The 15008-nt window shown below is 68.8% G+C and carries 13 protein-coding genes; 4 read left to right on the forward strand and 9 right to left on the reverse strand.

The features are described from left to right. Window positions 1–48 precede the first annotated feature (48 nt). A complete protein-coding gene (locus OV287_RS31090) occupies window positions 49–891 on the forward strand; it encodes a c-type cytochrome (RefSeq protein WP_267537673.1) in 843 nt (280 codons plus the stop codon). Between the two features lie 2 nt (window positions 892–893). Beyond that, the gene (locus tag OV287_RS31095; RefSeq protein ID WP_267537674.1) at window positions 894–2675 is read left to right on the forward strand and encodes a cupredoxin domain-containing protein; all 1782 of its coding nucleotides are present in this window, start codon (window positions 894–896) and stop codon (window positions 2673–2675) included. Window positions 2676–2723: 48 nt separating this feature from the next. On the opposite strand, the gene OV287_RS31100 is transcribed toward OV287_RS31095, so the two are convergent. Further along, the gene (locus OV287_RS31100; RefSeq protein WP_267537675.1) at window positions 2724–4619 is read right to left on the reverse strand and encodes a hypothetical protein; all 1896 of its coding nucleotides are present in this window, start codon (window positions 4617–4619) and stop codon (window positions 2724–2726) included. A gap of 246 nt (window positions 4620–4865) precedes the next feature. Continuing rightward, window positions 4866–6266: an asparagine--tRNA ligase gene (asnS, locus tag OV287_RS31105; protein WP_267537676.1), complete on the reverse strand. Its 1401-nt coding sequence runs from the start codon at window positions 6264–6266 to the stop codon at window positions 4866–4868. Window positions 6267–6475: 209 nt separating this feature from the next. Here asnS and OV287_RS31110 point away from each other — a divergent pair, with 209 nt between their 5' ends. Continuing rightward, window positions 6476–7999, forward strand: a complete 1524-nt coding sequence (locus OV287_RS31110; RefSeq protein WP_267537677.1) for an amino acid permease — start codon at window positions 6476–6478, stop codon at window positions 7997–7999. 21 nt (window positions 8000–8020) lie between these two features. On the opposite strand, the gene OV287_RS31115 is transcribed toward OV287_RS31110, so the two are convergent. The 4 genes from OV287_RS31115 to OV287_RS31130 form a co-directional block, all read right to left on the reverse strand. After that, entirely contained in the window at window positions 8021–9163 is a 1143-nt protein-coding gene (locus OV287_RS31115; protein WP_267537678.1) for a cyclic nucleotide-binding domain-containing protein, read from the reverse strand. 130 nt (window positions 9164–9293) lie between these two features. Continuing rightward, the gene (locus OV287_RS31120) at window positions 9294–10028 is read right to left on the reverse strand and encodes a competence/damage-inducible protein A (protein ID WP_267537679.1); all 735 of its coding nucleotides are present in this window, start codon (window positions 10026–10028) and stop codon (window positions 9294–9296) included. A gap of 13 nt (window positions 10029–10041) precedes the next feature. Next, window positions 10042–10716, reverse strand: coding sequence for a dTMP kinase (gene tmk / locus OV287_RS31125; protein WP_267537680.1), 675 nt, complete (start codon window positions 10714–10716; stop codon window positions 10042–10044). Next, window positions 10713–11054: a hypothetical protein gene (locus tag OV287_RS31130; RefSeq protein WP_267537681.1), complete on the reverse strand. Its 342-nt coding sequence runs from the start codon at window positions 11052–11054 to the stop codon at window positions 10713–10715. Before OV287_RS31130 ends, tmk begins: the two co-directional genes overlap by 4 nt. 230 nt (window positions 11055–11284) lie before the next feature. Here OV287_RS31130 and OV287_RS31135 point away from each other — a divergent pair, with 230 nt between their 5' ends. Next, window positions 11285–12226, forward strand: coding sequence for an MBL fold metallo-hydrolase (locus OV287_RS31135; protein ID WP_267537682.1), 942 nt, complete (start codon window positions 11285–11287; stop codon window positions 12224–12226). A gap of 111 nt (window positions 12227–12337) precedes the next feature. Here the strand turns inward: OV287_RS31135 and thrC are convergent, their stop codons facing one another. The 3 genes from thrC to OV287_RS31150 all read right to left on the reverse strand — a co-directional run bounded on the left by thrC (window position 12338) and on the right by OV287_RS31150 (window position 14989). Beyond that, complete coding sequence (gene thrC, locus OV287_RS31140) at window positions 12338–13666, reverse strand: threonine synthase (protein WP_267537683.1); 1329 nt, start codon at window positions 13664–13666, stop codon at window positions 12338–12340. A gap of 5 nt (window positions 13667–13671) precedes the next feature. Beyond that, window positions 13672–14238: a hypothetical protein gene (locus tag OV287_RS31145; protein WP_267537684.1), complete on the reverse strand. Its 567-nt coding sequence runs from the start codon at window positions 14236–14238 to the stop codon at window positions 13672–13674. A 106-nt stretch (window positions 14239–14344) separates the two neighbouring features. Beyond that, complete coding sequence (locus OV287_RS31150; protein ID WP_267537685.1) at window positions 14345–14989, reverse strand: protein-L-isoaspartate(D-aspartate) O-methyltransferase; 645 nt, start codon at window positions 14987–14989, stop codon at window positions 14345–14347. Window positions 14990–15008 lie beyond the last annotated feature (19 nt).

The raw sequence follows: 15008 nt of genomic DNA on the forward strand, positions 1-15008 counted from the left end.
CCCTCGGAGAGGAGAGCCCGCCCGCGCAGCCCTACCGGCATGAGGTGGATGGCGTGTGTTCTCGCGCTGCTGGCGATGCTCGCTGGAGGCGTGCTCGCCATCCGAGCCTGGACCATCCAGCCACGAAGGGACGCAGAGCTGAGCGGGCTCCGGGTGCGATTGGAGCGGGCCGTCTGGCTTCACGAACCAACGGACCATGGGGACACGGCGACCCTGCCCAACCTGCCCGGGGCACCGGCTCCCGGACAGCGCCGGCTCGCAGTGGAGCTCACCGTCTTCAACCCTCGGAGCGTTCCGCGGGACTTCACCCCTGGAGAGCTGCGGCTCATCGAGGCAACAGGCAAGGAATGGCGGCCCTCCATGGGAGGCACCACCGCGTTCACCGTGCGGCCCTCGGAGCTGCTGTCCGTAACGCTGGGCTTCGACGTACCGCCTACCTCCGCCGTCCTGAGCCTGGAATGGACGCGCGGCACGGAGCGCGCCGCCCTGCTCTCCACGCGGCGTCCTCGGAGCCCCGACGAGGGCCCTCCGAGTTGGCCTCGGAGCGTGGAAGAGCTTCCGCCGGGCAATGCCACCGCGGGCTCGTCCCTGTTCCATGGCCGGCTGGCCTGCACCACCTGCCATGGCAACCCCGCGGAGCCAGGTGGCCCTCACCTCGGTCCCGCCCTGGGCAACTTCTCCCGGGTGGGCGCCACTCGGGTCTCGGGCATGAGCGCAGCGCAGTACGCCTATGAGTCCCTGCTCAACCCGGGCGCCTTCATCGCCCCGGTATGCACCGGACAGGAGACCTGTGCTCAAACCAGCACCATGCCCCTGTATGGCGAGTCGCTGTCACTCCAAGAGATGGCGGATCTCGTCAGCTATCTCGTGAACCTGCGGACTGGGGAATGAGCATGGCACGCAAAGGGTGGGTGCTCGCCGTCCTCCTCACGCTCGGCTTGCTCGGTTGGGAGCTGGCCCTGCTGGAGCTTCTCTCGGGAGGTTTCGGCCCAGGAGTGGAAGTGCTGGGCCCCCGGCTCGCCTGGGACGCGGCGCTCCTGCTGCCCGTATGGGGCGTGGCACTGGGCTGTGCGCACCTGCTCGCCCGGCGAAAGGACCAGAGCAGGACGACGCTGGAGTCAGCCGCCACGTTGTCCTTGTGCTTCCTCCTGCTGATGGTGCCCGTAGCCACCGGCCGAGGTCTTCTTCAGCGTCAGCTCGCGCAGCCCTCAGCGCCGAAAGCATCCGAGGGTCTGCCCGTCTCCGCGACGGCCCAGGACGTGGGCAGCGAGGGCCGATTCCTCTGCGCCGCGGTGGCGCCAGATATTTCGGCCAGTCCCGAGGAATCGGAAGGTGGCTCGCTCGCAGACGCCGCGTGGGCAGGGGTGCGGGACGCGCTGGTGCTCCAAGTGCCTGTCTTCCCCCTGGCGCTGTTGCTGCTGCGTCGCCGCTCCAGGCCCGTCACGTCCAACACACGTGCCGTCGTGTCACCGCTCGCGCTGCTGGTCATGCTGGGAGCCTCCTGTTCCTGGGAGTCAGATGGACGGCGCCCTCCATCAGGCATGGCCGACCTCACGGAGGCAGAAGGAGCATGTGCTCCCGGGGCACGCGTGAGGACGTACGCCGTGGCAGCCGCCTCCGTGGACATCCCACTCAACCCGCACGGGGATCATGTGCCCCAGGGGCTCATGTACATCGTCGAGGAGGCGTTGCCAGTGCTCCAGGCGCGGGAGCACGTGCCCCAGCCGCTGGTGCTGCGCGCCAATGTCGGTGAGTGCCTCGTGCTCCGGTTCACCAATCGTCTGGCCACGGGGCCCGCGGCCCTGCGCATCGAAGGCCTGCGAGCCACCGTAAGCGGAGCTGGTCAGGAGGGAGGCTTCGTCCCCGGCACGTCCCTTCCACCCGGACAGAGCCTCACGTACGTCCTCCCGCTACCCGAGACGCCGGAGGCAGAGGGCGCCTACCTCCTGCATGACTCGGGAGATGGTGGCGAGCGAGAGGTGCGCGGGCTCTTCGGCGCCCTGCTGCTGGAGCCGGCCGGCTCCGTGTACCGCAGCGCCACCACGGGCGAGCCGCTCCCCAACGGCAGTGGCTGGGAGGCGCTCATCGACGTTCCCACGGGCCAGGACTTCCGGGAGATGGCGCTGCTGTACCACGCCATGGGCCCACCGGAGATGGCGGACGTGCGCTCCGCCCGCGGCGAGCTCCTGCCAGTTCAGGACGAAATGGCGGGACCCTTCCGGCCCGGTGCGTTCGGCCTCAACTACCGCAGCCAGCCCTACTTCGAGCGAGAGGAGTCCCTCGAGGAAGAGGACGACGCACGCCCCGCGCCCCCCAAGCTGGTGGCGCCACCGCTGCTGCTCCGCTCGTACCTGGGCGAGCGCATCAAGCTGCGCCTGGTCCATGCGGGGAGCGCGGAGTTCCACATCCACCACCTGCACGGGTGGCGCCGAGGCCAGCGGGCGAAACAGGCACCCAGCTCGCCTTTCGAGGCCCCGCAGTTCCTGAGTCCGGGAAATGGCCGCACCCTCACCAACGCTGGGGCAGGAGACTTTCCCACGGCCGCTGGAGACTTCATCGTCCACTGCCACGTGCCCAATCACTCGGCGGGCGGTGAGCAGTTCACCTGGCGCGTGTTCGACGCACCCCAGCCTCAGCTCGCCCCATTGCCCGGAAGCTCGGGGGCTGCGGACTGATGGAGCTGCCGCACAGTAAGGCTCGCGGCAGCTCCCCTTCCCCACCACTCACTGCAGCTCGATGCGCAGGTTGTCGACGAGGTAGGCGCTGGAGGCGGTGGAGGTGCCGAGCTGCAGGTTGTTGTCATCACCCACGGGGGTGAAGGTACCGGTGCAGGTGGTGCCCCAGGTGCTGCTCGGGGAGAAGGTGGCGCGGACCATCTCGGTGCCATTGCTCACCACGCGCAGGACGCCCAGTGGATAGGACGTCTCCGTCTTGTGGTCGAAGCACACGCGGTAGCGCTGGCCCCCCACCAGGGCGAGCTGGCGATTGCGCACCGGCCAGCCCGAGGGCGACGACGCGTCATACGCCACGCGCACGGCCCAGTCCGGGCCTCCGGTCTCTTCCGTGCCGCGCGGCACCACTGGGGCGCGAGCGCCGGTGATGTCGTTGCGCCAGTTCTCCCGCTTGTCGAAGGTGTCGAAGTCCATCACCGAGCCCTCGCGGACCACGCTGATGGAGGAGAGATACAGGTCCGCCACGTCCCAAACGCCGATCAGCAGCTCCGGGTTGTCCACCGTGGCGTTCACCTGCACGGTGAGCATCTGCCAGCCGGCGCCCACCGCCGTGTTCACCCACTTGCCCGACCAGCTGCCCGCGTTGTTGAAGCCCAGGTAGAGCGGATCCACCACCGCCGCGGACGCCGTCCACACCATCGCGCTGATGCGGTAGCTGCCCCCCGCGGGGATGTTGAGCTTCCGGTGCGAGAGCATCGTGGTGTAGCCGGTGGTGGTGTGGTTGAGGCGCACCTGACGGTTGTCCGCGTCGATCGACACGCCCGCAACCGGAGACCAGAGCTTGTTGCGCCGCTTGCTGTCGAAGCCCAGCCAGTACCAGTCACGCCGGTTCTCGCCGCGCCGCTGCTCGATGTCCGTCTGGAGATCGAAGAGCTGATCCCGGTCCTTGTCCAGCAACCCGCCGTAGGTCGCGGGGTTGAGGCCCAGTGCGGTGATCTGTGTGCTGTTGGTATGGCTCGGATCGCGAGCGTCCACGGTGCCATCAAGCAGGTACTGCTGGATGGAGAGGGCATTGCGGCCCCGGCCATCCGGGGTGCCGGTGGACAGCGGGCCCACGGTGAGCCGGTGCGAGTCCGAGCGGATCTGCACCGAGCCGCTCGCGCCCCCGTTGGACCACAGGTCCGTGCTGATGGCGATGGGCCGCTGGTAGCTCGTCGTGTAGTCGGGCAGCCCGGTGGACGGGTTGATCTTCACGAAGGCCGGATCGGTGGTGAAGGTGCCGTAGCTGGTGGTCGAGGTCACCTGGCCCCGCGAGTAGAAGCGCACGTCGTACTCGTACGAGGGTGTGTCGAGCGGGTTGGCCCAGATGCTGTAGACCTGCGTGCCCACCGAGAGCGGGCGGGTGTCGAAGTCGAAGTAGCCGTACTTGTCACCCGGGCTCTGCCCCTGGGCGTTGGGCTCGCAGTAGTAGAGGACCAGGTCCGAGCTGTGCCACGTGGACACCAGCGACTTGCACCGGAAGTCCTCCCAGCGCTTGGCAGCGGCACCGCTCGAGTTGCTCGCGTAGGTGAGGAAGCTGGCGGTGATCTCCGGCGTCTCGCCGCAATGGGCCGCCGTCATCATCATGTTGGGGCCGATCATCGACGCCGAGCAGAAGATGGAGCCGCCCCCCAGGAAGTACAGGGCCGGGCTGGCATAGCTGGAGCGGAGAACCTCCGGGTCGCCGTACCAGCGCCAGACGGCTTCCGCGACGCCGCCCCATTGCTCTGCGCGGATCTGCTGCGACTGCGTGGCGAGGTCCGGTGCGCCCTCGGGAGCGGGAGTGGACTCCTCGGGCACGCCACAGCCCAGCGTGGGGCCGAGCAGCGCCGCGGTGAGCCAGGTGGCCATACGCCAGCGGCGAGTGGGTGAAGACAGGGATGGGAGATGGGTGGATGGGTTCTTCATGCAGCCTCCGAAAGGTCGGTGCGCCCCTGTGCAAGGGGTACGCCGGGGCTTTCGGGGCTGTGGCTTCTATCTGGGATGCCGGTGACAGCGGAGCGGAGCTTGTGGACTCCGGGGTTACAGCCGGCCCGCCGTGTGAACGCGCGGGCCACGGTACGGCTTATCCCCTGGTGAGAGTACGGGGACGGGCACCCTCACCCCGACCCTCTCCCGAGGGGAGAGGGAGGAGTGTGAGTGAGGGAGGAGACTTCAGAACTGCGCCGAGCCCGGCACTCGCGGGTACGGGATCGCGTCGCGGATGTTCTGCAGGCCGCACATGTAAACGATCAACCGCTCGAACCCGAGTCCGAAGCCCGCATGCGGCACCGTCCCGTACCGCCGCAGATCCCGATACCACTGGTAGTGCTCCGGCTTCAGGCCGAACTGCTGCATGCGCTTGTCCAGCATGTCCAGCCGCTCCTCGCGCTGGCTCCCTCCGATGATCTCCCCGATTCCCGGCGCCAGCACGTCCATCGCCGCCACCGTCTTCCCGTCCTCGTTCAGGCGCATGTAGAACGCCTTGATCTTCTCCGGGTAGTTCATCACCACCACCGGCCGGCCCACGTGCTCTTCCGTCAGGTAGCGCTCGTGCTCCGTCTGCAGGTCGTTCCCCCACTCCGGCGCGTAGTCGAACTTCTTCTTCGCCTTCTTCAGGATCTCAACCGCCTCGGTGTAGTCGATCCGCTCGAAGCTCGAGTTGATGAACTTCTCCATCCGCTCGATGACGCCCTTCTGCTGGCGCTCCTCGAAGAACTTCATGTCCGGGCCGCACTCGGTCAGCACCGCCTTGAAGACGTACTTCAGGAAGCGCTCGGCCAGGTTCGCGTCCTCGTTGAGGTCCGCGAAGGCGATCTCCGGCTCGATCATCCAGAACTCGGCCAGGTGCCGGGTGGTGTTCGAGTTCTCCGCGCGGAACGTGGGCCCGAACGTGTACACCTTCGACAGCGCCAGGCAGTACGCCTCCACGTTGAGCTGGCCCGAAACGGTGAGGTAGGCCTCCTTGCCGAAGAAGTCCTTGCCCCAGTCAATCTTCCCGGCGTCCGTGCGCGGCGGGTTCACCGCGTCCAGCGTGGACACGCGGAACATCTGCCCGGCGCCCTCGGCGTCGCTGGCGGTGATGATCGGCGTGTTCACCCAGAAGAAGCCCTCCTCGTGGAAGAAGCGGTGGATGGCCTGCGCCGCCGTGTGGCGCACGCGGGTGATGGCGCCGAACGTGTTGGTGCGCGGCCGCAGGTGGGCCACCTCGCGCAGGAACTCCAGCGTGTGCTGCTTGGGCTGGATGGGGTACGTGTCCGGGTCATCCACGAAGCCGAGCACCTTCACCTCCTCGGCCTGCACCTCGAAGGACTGGCCCTTGCCCTGCGACTTCACGAGCGTGCCCCGGCACACCACCGAGCTGCCCGCGGTCAGGTGGAGCACCTCCTTCTCGTAGTTGGGCAGCGTATTGGGCGCGACCACCTGGATCGGATCGAAGGTCGACCCATCGGTGACGTTGACGAAGCTGATGCCCGCCTTCGAGTCACGGCGCGTGCGCACCCAGCCGCGAATCTCGACCTTCGTGTCCGGCGCGACCGACCCATCCAGCGCCTTCTTCACACTGACGACCTGCATGTCCCATCCTCCAGAAAGTCTCGCGGAACGCGGAGTTAGCCGCACCCTGGCCAGAGGACAAGTCCCATGAGCACCCGCCAGTGCTCAGCGGAGGCTTGACAGTGCCTCGCGGGAGGCCCTTTCTCCCCTTCCAGGCGGGGAAGCCAACGCATCGCGGCAAGGACAAGGGGAGACCCGGCGGGTGGGATCGTGCTAATCGCCCTCTCCCCATGCGTTCCCTCTTCCAACGCAAGCAGATCGCCGACCTCATCCATGATACCGAGGCCTCTGGCGGCCTGAAGCGCGCGCTCGGCACCGGCGACCTCGTCATGCTCTCCATCGGCGCGGTCATTGGCGCCGGCATCTTCTCCACGCTCGGCACCGCGGCGGCCGGCGAGGTCCTGCCCACCGGAGAGGTGGTCCGCCATGGCGCCGGTCCCGCCCTGGTCCTGTCCTTCCTGCTGCTCGGAGGGGTGTGCGCCCTGGCGGCGCTCTGCTACGCCGAGCTGGCCTCGATGATCCCCCAGGCCGGCAGCGCCTACGCCTACTCCTACGCGACGCTCGGGGAGCTCATCGCGTGGATCATCGGGTGGGATCTCATCCTCGAGTACGCGGTGGGCAACATCGCGGTGGCCATCGCCTGGGCGGGGTACTTCAACTCGCTCATCTCCCCCTGGGTGCACATCCCGGACTGGCTGACGCACGGCTACTACAACGTGCACGCGAGCTCCGACCCGGCCATCCGCGGCCTGCTGGACACCGCGCCGCGCGTCCTGGGCATCCCCGTGCTGGTCAACCTGCCGGCCTTCCTCATCGTGATGGCCATCACCTGGCTGCTGGTCATCGGGGTGAAGGAGAGCACCCGGGTCAACAACATCATGGTGGTGGTGAAGCTGCTGGTGCTCGCCGTCTTCATCGGCGTGGGTGCCCTGCACATCAACCCGGCCAACTACACGCCATTCGCCCCCAATGGCTTCACCGGCATCCACCAGGCGGCGGCCATCGTCTTCTTCGCCTACATCGGCTTCGACGCCATCTCCACCGCCGCCGAGGAGACGAAGGATCCCCAGCGCACCATGCCGCGCGGCATCCTCATCGGCCTGGCCGTGTGCACGATCATCTACATCATCGTCGGAGCGGTCGCGACGGGGCTCATCCCCTACCAGCAGCTCAAGTCCTCGGACCCGCTGGCCCACGCCTTCGAGGTGGCCGGGCTGACGCAGTTCAGCTGGCTCATCTCCCTGGGCGCGGTCGTCTCCATGGCGGCGGTGCTGCTCGTCTTCCAGTACGGCCAGCCGCGCATCTTCTACGCCATGGCGCGCGATGGGCTGCTGCCCCCCTGGGCGGCGAAGCTCCACCCCAAGTACCGCACGCCTCACGTCACCACGCTCGCCACCGGTGTGCTGGTGGCGCTCGGCGCCCTGGTGGCCGATGACGCCGCCACCTACGATCTGACCAACATCGGCACGCTGTCCGCCTTCATGCTGGTGTGCCTGGGCGTGCCCGTGCTGCGCCTGAAGGACCCGGACCGCCCGCGACCCTTCAAGGTGCCCTTCGTGTGGCCGGTGTCCCTGGCGGGAGCTGGCGCCTGCCTCTTCGTCATGCAGGGCCTGCCCCTTCACGCCTGGGGACGCTTTGGCATCTGGCTCGCCATCGGCCTCGTCCTCTACTTCGCCTACGGCTACCGCAACTCCGTGCTCCGGCGGGGCGCCCCGCCGGTGAACCTGGACGCGCCGCCAGGCACCGGCGCATAGCCCTCAGTCACGGGGAGGGGCTCAGGCCCGCGGGGTCCCGCCCGGCGGTGGCGAGGGCTCCCAGAACAGCCCGGCGCTGTTCAGCAGCCGCTCGTTGCCCAACCGAGACAGCGCCTCACACACCCCGGGATCGGAGAGGAGATGCTGCTCGCAGCTCTTCCAGTCCAGCCGCAGCAGGATGCAGTCGGTCTCCGAGCACACGGTCGCCGTGGCCGGCAGGCCGAGCATCAGGGCGATCTCCCCGAACATGTCCCCCTCGCCCAGCGTCCGTAGAGGGACATGGCTCCCGTCCTGGTGACGGTGCGACACCTGGCACCGCCCCCTGAGCAACAGGTAGAGGGCGTCCACTTCCTTCCCCTGCTCGAGCAGGACGGTCCCCGCCGGCCGGGTGCAGATCTGGAAGTCCCGGGCCAGGTCCTCCCGCTGCTCGGTCGAGAGCGAGCGGAAGAGCAGGTTGCCACGCAGCACATCCTCCAGCAGGCGCTCGCGGTGGAAGCCCTGCAGCACCTCCTCCACCGAGGGATGCCGCTCGAGGAGCTGCTCCAGCTGCTCCCGCGTCAGCTCCAACACCGCCGTGCGCTCGAAGGCCCTGACGGTCGCGAACCGAGGGGTGCTGGCCAGCAGCGACATCTCCCCGAAGAAGTCGCCCTCGCCCATGAAGGCCACCGTGCGCCGCCGCCCCGACTTCAGCGTCCTCACCACCTCCACGCTCCCCTCGACGATGGCGAACATGGAGCTGCCCGGCTGCCCCTCCTCGACGATGCTCTCTCCCGGCTGGAAGATCCGCGGCTGCAGGGTCTCCATCATCGACATGAACTCCCGCTTGCCCAGCCGCGACAGCAGCGAAGCACGGGGTGCCACCTCATTCCCGGAGGAGCCCTTCCCCGAGGCCGGCTCCTGGTACTGGGGCCTCGGCACAGCAGGCCCCGTGGGCGCGTGGGGCTCCACCCGCCGGGCATCGAGCTCCGCCAGCAGCCGTCGCGCCGGCTCGTGCGCCGGATCCAACCGGAGGATGACCTTGCACAGGGCGATGGCGCGCACCAGCAAGCCCTGCCGGGCCCACGCCTCCGCCAGTTGCTCGTAGCCCGCGAGTACCGCTTCCGAAGATTCACTGGGGGTGGGTTGAACAGCCCCGCCCCCGTGCTGACGTAACGTGTCGGACATCGTTCCCCCTCTGACGAAGCTGTCACCCAAACTTCGGGCTCATCAGCTTGTCTGAGACCCAGAGTGCGCCGCTCCGGCCACCCTGTCTGTGATGGGTTTCACACGCCTGGGGAAGTGTTCATTCCCCTACCTATTCCGAACGGACCACCGAGCCCGCGGGTAGCCCCGCCTGCAACCGGGCCATGGCCTCCTCCACTGCCTCCGACTCCAAGCTCTCCACCGTCACCTTCACCACGTAATCCAACGAGCGGTCGAACACCGGGTAGGAGCCGATTGCCACGTGCGGCATGTCCAGCGCCACCCGGTCCAACACCGCCGCCACCGCGCTCTCACCCTGGTTCAGGAACAGCATGCGCAGGTGCATGGGCGTGCCGCGCAGCCGCGCCAGCACCGCCTCGAGCTGCAGTCGGAAGAGCTGCGGCACCCCAGGCAGCATGAACACGTCTTCCACCGTCAGCACCGGGTACCAGCTCCCCGGCTGGGGGATCAGCACGGCGCCCTCGGGCGCGTCCGCCAGCCGCAGCGCCTCGGCCGTCAGCTTGTCCGCCGCCTTCTCCTGGATGAGCGCCACCATCTCCGGCAACCGCACCACCTTGCGCCCCATGGCCAGCGCCACCGCCCGCACCGTCACATCATCGTGCGTGGGCCCAATGCCCCCACTGGTGAAGACGTACTTCGCGCGCAGCCGCGCCCGCGCCACCGCCTCCACGATGACGTCTACCTCGTCGGGGACGATCTCCAGCGTGCGCAGGGGAATGCCCACCTCGCGCAGGCGCTGGATGAGGTGGGGGCCATTGGCATCCACCACCTTCGCCGTGAGGACCTCGTTACCGATGATGACCGCCGCCGCGCCGGTGGGCTCCATGCGGCCGGGGACTCTACCGCACCGCAGCGCGGCCGGCCTTACGTCCGAGCAGTTTGTGCACCTGGGCCAGGCACTCGGCCGTTACGGCCTCCACCGGCTGGTCCCCGTCGATGCGCACCACTCGCTCGCGCTTGCCCCGCAGTTGGATGGCCGCCTCGTACTGCCGGGAGATGCGGCGCTGCTTCTCCACCGCGTCGAAGAGCTCCTCCGGCCCACCCCGCGCCGCCCGCCTGCGCGCCGCCACCTCGATGGACACCCCGACGAACAGCGTCAGGTCCGCCGGCACCGCGTGCGCGTTGATGGACTCCACCCACTCCATGGGCAGCGACGCCCCCTGGTACGCCAGGGAGGACAGGACGGAGCGATCGCTCAGCACCACCTGCCCGGCCTCCAGCGCCGGCAGCACCCGGGCCCGGAGGTGATCCGTCCGGTCCGCCGCGTACAGCAGCGCCAGCGTCTCCGGAGCCAGGGGCCCCGCGCCTCCAGGCAGCACCACCCGCCCCGTCAGCGCCTGGCGGATGAGCACGCCCACCGGGCCGTCCGAGGGCTCGCGCGTGGTGAGCACGGGGTGGCCCTCGGCCCGCAGCGCCGACGCCAGCCGCTCCACCTGCGTGGTGGTACCGGCCCCGTCCAGGCCCTCGAGGACAATGAGACGCCCGCTGCGCGCGGGCTTGCGAGCCGGGCTCACCGGGGCAGCAACGCCTTGGGATCGTCCAGTCCCAGCCGGTGGCGCAGCTCCAGCATGGTCTCGTAGCGGACCAGCTCGTCCGCCAGCACCGTGCGGCCCTGCCGGTAGCGCATCAGCCCGTAGATGACCAATCCCAGCGTCGCCGCCAGGCCCAGCCACGCCACGTGCGGCGCCCTCGTCGAGTCCCAGAAGAGCTTCGCCGTCGCGCCTCCGAGGATGAAGGCCACGATGAAGGAAACGCCCGAGTGGGCGAAGAGAAGCGTGCTCTGCCGCGTGGACAGCGCCTCTTGGAGGCGCTCGAGCTGCTCGTGGAGATTCTGCTGCGTTTCTGCGTTCACGGGCGCGGCAAGCTAGCGGAACAGGGGAGCCACGTCGAGTAGACCCTCAAGGCCGCGCGGCCGAGACCCCTTCGCCCGATTTTGTAGGCAATTAGCACAGCAACACCCACAACCCCAGAACAGCTACGACGCGATGCTCTTCGGCAACCTCAGCCCGATTGGCGGATTGGAACAAAAACTCGTCCGACCCACGAAAGACGCCACAGCTGGATGGGGGCACTCTTCCGGCCATGAAACTCACCTCACTGTTCGCGAGCCTGTTGCTCGTCTTCCTGTCCGGCTGTGCCACCACCCCCACCGCATCGCCCGGGCGCCGCTATGACGGCACCGTCCATCGGCTGAAGGAGGACTCCCTCGTGGGGGTCTACACCTCCAAGCCCCGGGGCTTCTCCACCCACTCGTATTGGATTGAAGGCCCGGAGGGGCTCGTCGTCATCGACACCCAGTTCCTGCCCTCGGCGGCCCACGAGGTGCTGGAGCTGGCCGAGCGGGAGACGGGGAAGAAGGTGGTGCTGGCGGTGGTGCTGCATCCCAACCCGGACAAGTTCAACGGGACGAGCGTGTTCCAGGCGCGAGGCATCCGGGTGGTGACGGCCCAGCAGGTGCTCGAGCGCATTCCGGCGGTGTTCGAGCTGCGCACGCGCTGGTTCAAGGACCGGTACGCGCCGGACTGGCCGGAGGCGGAGCCGCGGCCGGAGGCGTTTGGCGCCGAGACGACGGTGCTGGAGGCCGCGGGGCTGAAGCTGAAAGCGCACGTGATGGGGCCGGGGTGCAGCGATGCGCAGGTGGTCGTCGAGTGGGAGGGACACCTGTTCACGGGGGACCTGGTGGCCAACGGCACCCACGCGTGGCTGGAGCTGGGACTCCAGCACGAGTGGCTCCAGCGGCTGGATGAGCTCGCCCGGCTGAACCCCCGTCATGTGCACCCGGGGCGCGGGCCGTCCGCAGGTCCCGAGCTGCTGTCGCAGCAGCGGGCGTACCTGGAGAAGGTGATCGAGCTGGTACGCGCCGCCGAGCCCACGCTGCCGGTGCGCGACGAGGCGGTGGCCGAGGCCGTGCAGCGCGTGCTGGCGACCTACCCCAAGTTGGATCTCGCCGTGTTCCTCCGGGTGGGCATGGCCGAGGTGTACCGCCGCGAGGCCGAGCTGCGCGCGAAGGCAGTGGCACACTGAGCGGCAGCGCCCACGAGCACAACCCGGGGGGCAGATACCCTCACCCCGACCCTCTCCCAGTGGGAGAGGGGAAGTTGGGGGAGGAATTGGGGGCGAGATTGGATGAGGGGGTTACAGGTCCGACAACGCGCCGCGGATCGCGTCCAGGTCCGCGGGGAGATCCACAGGAGGGTTGGCGTAGCGGCTCGTCACGTCCTCCAGCGCTCGCCGGTGGTAGCCCACCTTGAAGTCCGGGAACTTCAACCCGTGCGCCGTGGACACCACCGCCACCCGCGCTCCTCGCGCGATCACTCCCTGCGCCACCAGCTTCTCCAGCGCCGCCAGCGCCACTCCCGTGTGCGGACACGCGAACGTGCCCTCCCGGTCCGCCCGCGCCGCCGCGTTCGCCAGCTCCGACTCCGTCGCCTCCTCCACCACCCCGTCGAACGCCTTCAACATCTTCACCGCTCGCCGGAACGACACCGGGGCGCCAATCTGGATCGCCGAGGCCAGCGTCCGCTCGGCCTTCATCGGCACCAGCTCCGCGAAGCCCCCTCGGAAGGACCGCATCAGCGGGTTGGCCCGCTGCGCCTGCGCCACCGCGATTCGCGGCCGCTTGGAGATGAGCCCCAGCGCGAGCATCAGCTCGAAGCCCTTGCCCAGCGCGCTCGCGTTGCCCAGGTTGCCCCCGGGGATCACCACCCAGTCCGGCGGCTCCCAGCCCAGGTCCTGGCACAGCTCGATGGCCACCACCTTCTGCCCCTCGATGCGCAGCGAGTTCATCGAGTTGGCCAGGTACAGGCCCGCGTCCTTCGTCACCTGCTGCACCAGCCGCATGCAGCCGTCGAAGTCCGTGTCCAGCGACAGCACCCGCGCCCCGTTCGCCACCGGCTGCACCAGTTGCGACAACGACACCTTGTCCTTCGGCAGGAACACCACCGAGGGAATCCCCGCCGCCGCGCAGTAGGCCGCCAACGCCGCCGAGGTGTCCCCCGTCGACGCGCAGGCCACCGCCCGGATGGGCACGCCCCTCGCCCGCATGTGCTTCACCGCCGACACCAGGACCGTCATGCCCCAGTCCTTGAAGCTGCCCGTCGGCGAGACGCCGCACTCCTTCAAGTCCAGGCTCTCCAGCCCCAGCTCCGCCGCCATCCGCGGCAACGCCTTGAGCGGCACCCGCCCCTCGCCCAGCGAGACGATGTCCTCCGCCGAAAGCTGCGGGTACACCCACTCGTGCTTGCCCCATACCCCCGAGGCGTATGGCAGCCGCGACGCCCCGAAGCGCTGCTCGAAGCGCCGCTTCCACTCCTCCGCCGGCACCGAGCGCAGCGCCTCCACGTCGTGCGCCACCTCCAGCAAACCCTCGCACTTCGGGCAGCGATAGACGACCTCCAGCAACGAGGCCCGGAAGCCGCACCCCTCGCTACAGGCATACCCGGCATGAAAGGCAGACGTGGCCATGGTTCTCACTCCGCCGCCGGAATCACGGTGCTGCAGGTGACACAGGCCCGGCCCGCGTAACCTGGGGTGTGGCACTTCGGGCACGTCGTCCGCGCACCCGCCTGCACCCGCCCGCTGGCAGCCGACGCCTCGGGCTGCGTCAGGCGCACCTTGGGCAGCCGCATGCCGCAGCGGTCGCACACGTTCCCGATGTCCTGCACGTTGCGACAGTACCGGCAGACGACCGGACCCGAGGGCACTGCCGTCCTCGTTCCGTCCGAGATGGCTCGCCCCGTATCCATTTCCTGCATGGGGGCCACCATGACGTTGCCCGCCGCCGCCGCGCGCCCCGTGTCCAGCTCCGGCACCGGCTGCACGGCGACGTTCTGCACTGGCTGCTGGGCCGTCAGCTCCAGGTCGGGAATCGCCGCGGTCTGCACCGGCGCACGGCCTCCCGCCAGCTGCGTCTGCTCCAGCTCCGGCAGCCGCGCCACCGCCACCGCCACCGGGGCCGTCGTGAACAGCTTCTTCCCACAGACTTCACACTCGGTGCCCTGAGCCTGCTGGTGCTCGCACACGGGGCAGATGATCATGACCGGGAGGTTAGCGGCCCCGCTCCACCCGGGCAATGCACCCTTGTGAAATCCCGATGACCCTCACCCCAACCCTCTCCCAGAGGGAGAGGGAGCTCAGGTGTTGTCAGTGCAGGAAGGCGGGCGGCGGCGCGCTGATCATCGGGACGAAGCGCACGCCCAGTAGCTTCTCCACCCGGGGCCTCTCTCCTCCAGCCGACGGCCGGGTGACCCGAATCAGCTCCTGGGAGCCGTGTAGCGGGCCTACCGGCAGTACCAGGCGCCCGCCTGGCCGCAACTGCTGGTAGAGCGCCGGAGGCAACCGCTCCGGCGCCGCGGTACCCATGATGGCGTCGAAGGGCGCGTCCTCCGGCCAGCCAGCCGTGCCATCGCCTACTCGGAAGTGGATGTTGTTGAAGCCCAGCTGCCCCAGCCGCTCGCGGGCCGGCAGGGCCAGCTCGGCGACGCTCTCCACCGTGTACACCTCACCGCATAGCCGCGCGAGCACGGCCGTCTGGTAGCCCGAGCCCGTTCCAATCTCCAGCACCCGCTCCCCGGGCTGGAGGTTCAGCGCCTGCGTCATGAAGGCCACGATGAACGGTTGGCTGATCGTCTGCCCATACCCAATGGGCAGGGGCGAGTCCTGTCCAGCTGCGCTCCGCATCGACTCCGGGACGAACGTCGCCCGGTCCAGCTCATGAATCACCTCGAGCACCCGCTTGTCGGAGATGCCCTGCCGCCGCAAGGCCTCCACGAGTTCCATGTCACCCATGCGACGAGCCTAACCACGC

Origin of the sequence: Archangium lansingense, from assembly GCF_026626635.1 — a bacterium.
GTDB lineage: Bacteria > Myxococcota > Myxococcia > Myxococcales > Myxococcaceae > Archangium > Archangium lansingense.

Bases quoted from the DNA above. Each gene is read 5' to 3' on its own strand.
- OV287_RS31090 (WP_267537673.1), top strand. From the start codon at position 49: ATGGCGTGTGTTCTCGCGCTGCTGGCGATGCTCGCTGGAGGCGTGCTC.
- OV287_RS31095 (WP_267537674.1), top strand. From the start codon at position 894: ATGGCACGCAAAGGGTGGGTGCTCGCCGTCCTCCTCACGCTCGGCTTG.
- OV287_RS31100 (WP_267537675.1), bottom strand. From the start codon at position 4,619: ATGAAGAACCCATCCACCCATCTCCCATCCCTGTCTTCACCCACTCGC.
- asnS (WP_267537676.1), bottom strand. From the start codon at position 6,266: ATGCAGGTCGTCAGTGTGAAGAAGGCGCTGGATGGGTCGGTCGCGCCG.
- OV287_RS31110 (WP_267537677.1), top strand. From the start codon at position 6,476: ATGCGTTCCCTCTTCCAACGCAAGCAGATCGCCGACCTCATCCATGAT.
- OV287_RS31115 (WP_267537678.1), bottom strand. From the start codon at position 9,163: ATGTCCGACACGTTACGTCAGCACGGGGGCGGGGCTGTTCAACCCACC.
- OV287_RS31120 (WP_267537679.1), bottom strand. From the start codon at position 10,028: ATGGAGCCCACCGGCGCGGCGGCGGTCATCATCGGTAACGAGGTCCTC.
- OV287_RS31135 (WP_267537682.1), top strand. From the start codon at position 11,285: ATGAAACTCACCTCACTGTTCGCGAGCCTGTTGCTCGTCTTCCTGTCC.
- thrC (WP_267537683.1), bottom strand. From the start codon at position 13,666: ATGGCCACGTCTGCCTTTCATGCCGGGTATGCCTGTAGCGAGGGGTGC.
- OV287_RS31145 (WP_267537684.1), bottom strand. From the start codon at position 14,238: ATGATCATCTGCCCCGTGTGCGAGCACCAGCAGGCTCAGGGCACCGAG.
- OV287_RS31150 (WP_267537685.1), bottom strand. From the start codon at position 14,989: ATGGGTGACATGGAACTCGTGGAGGCCTTGCGGCGGCAGGGCATCTCC.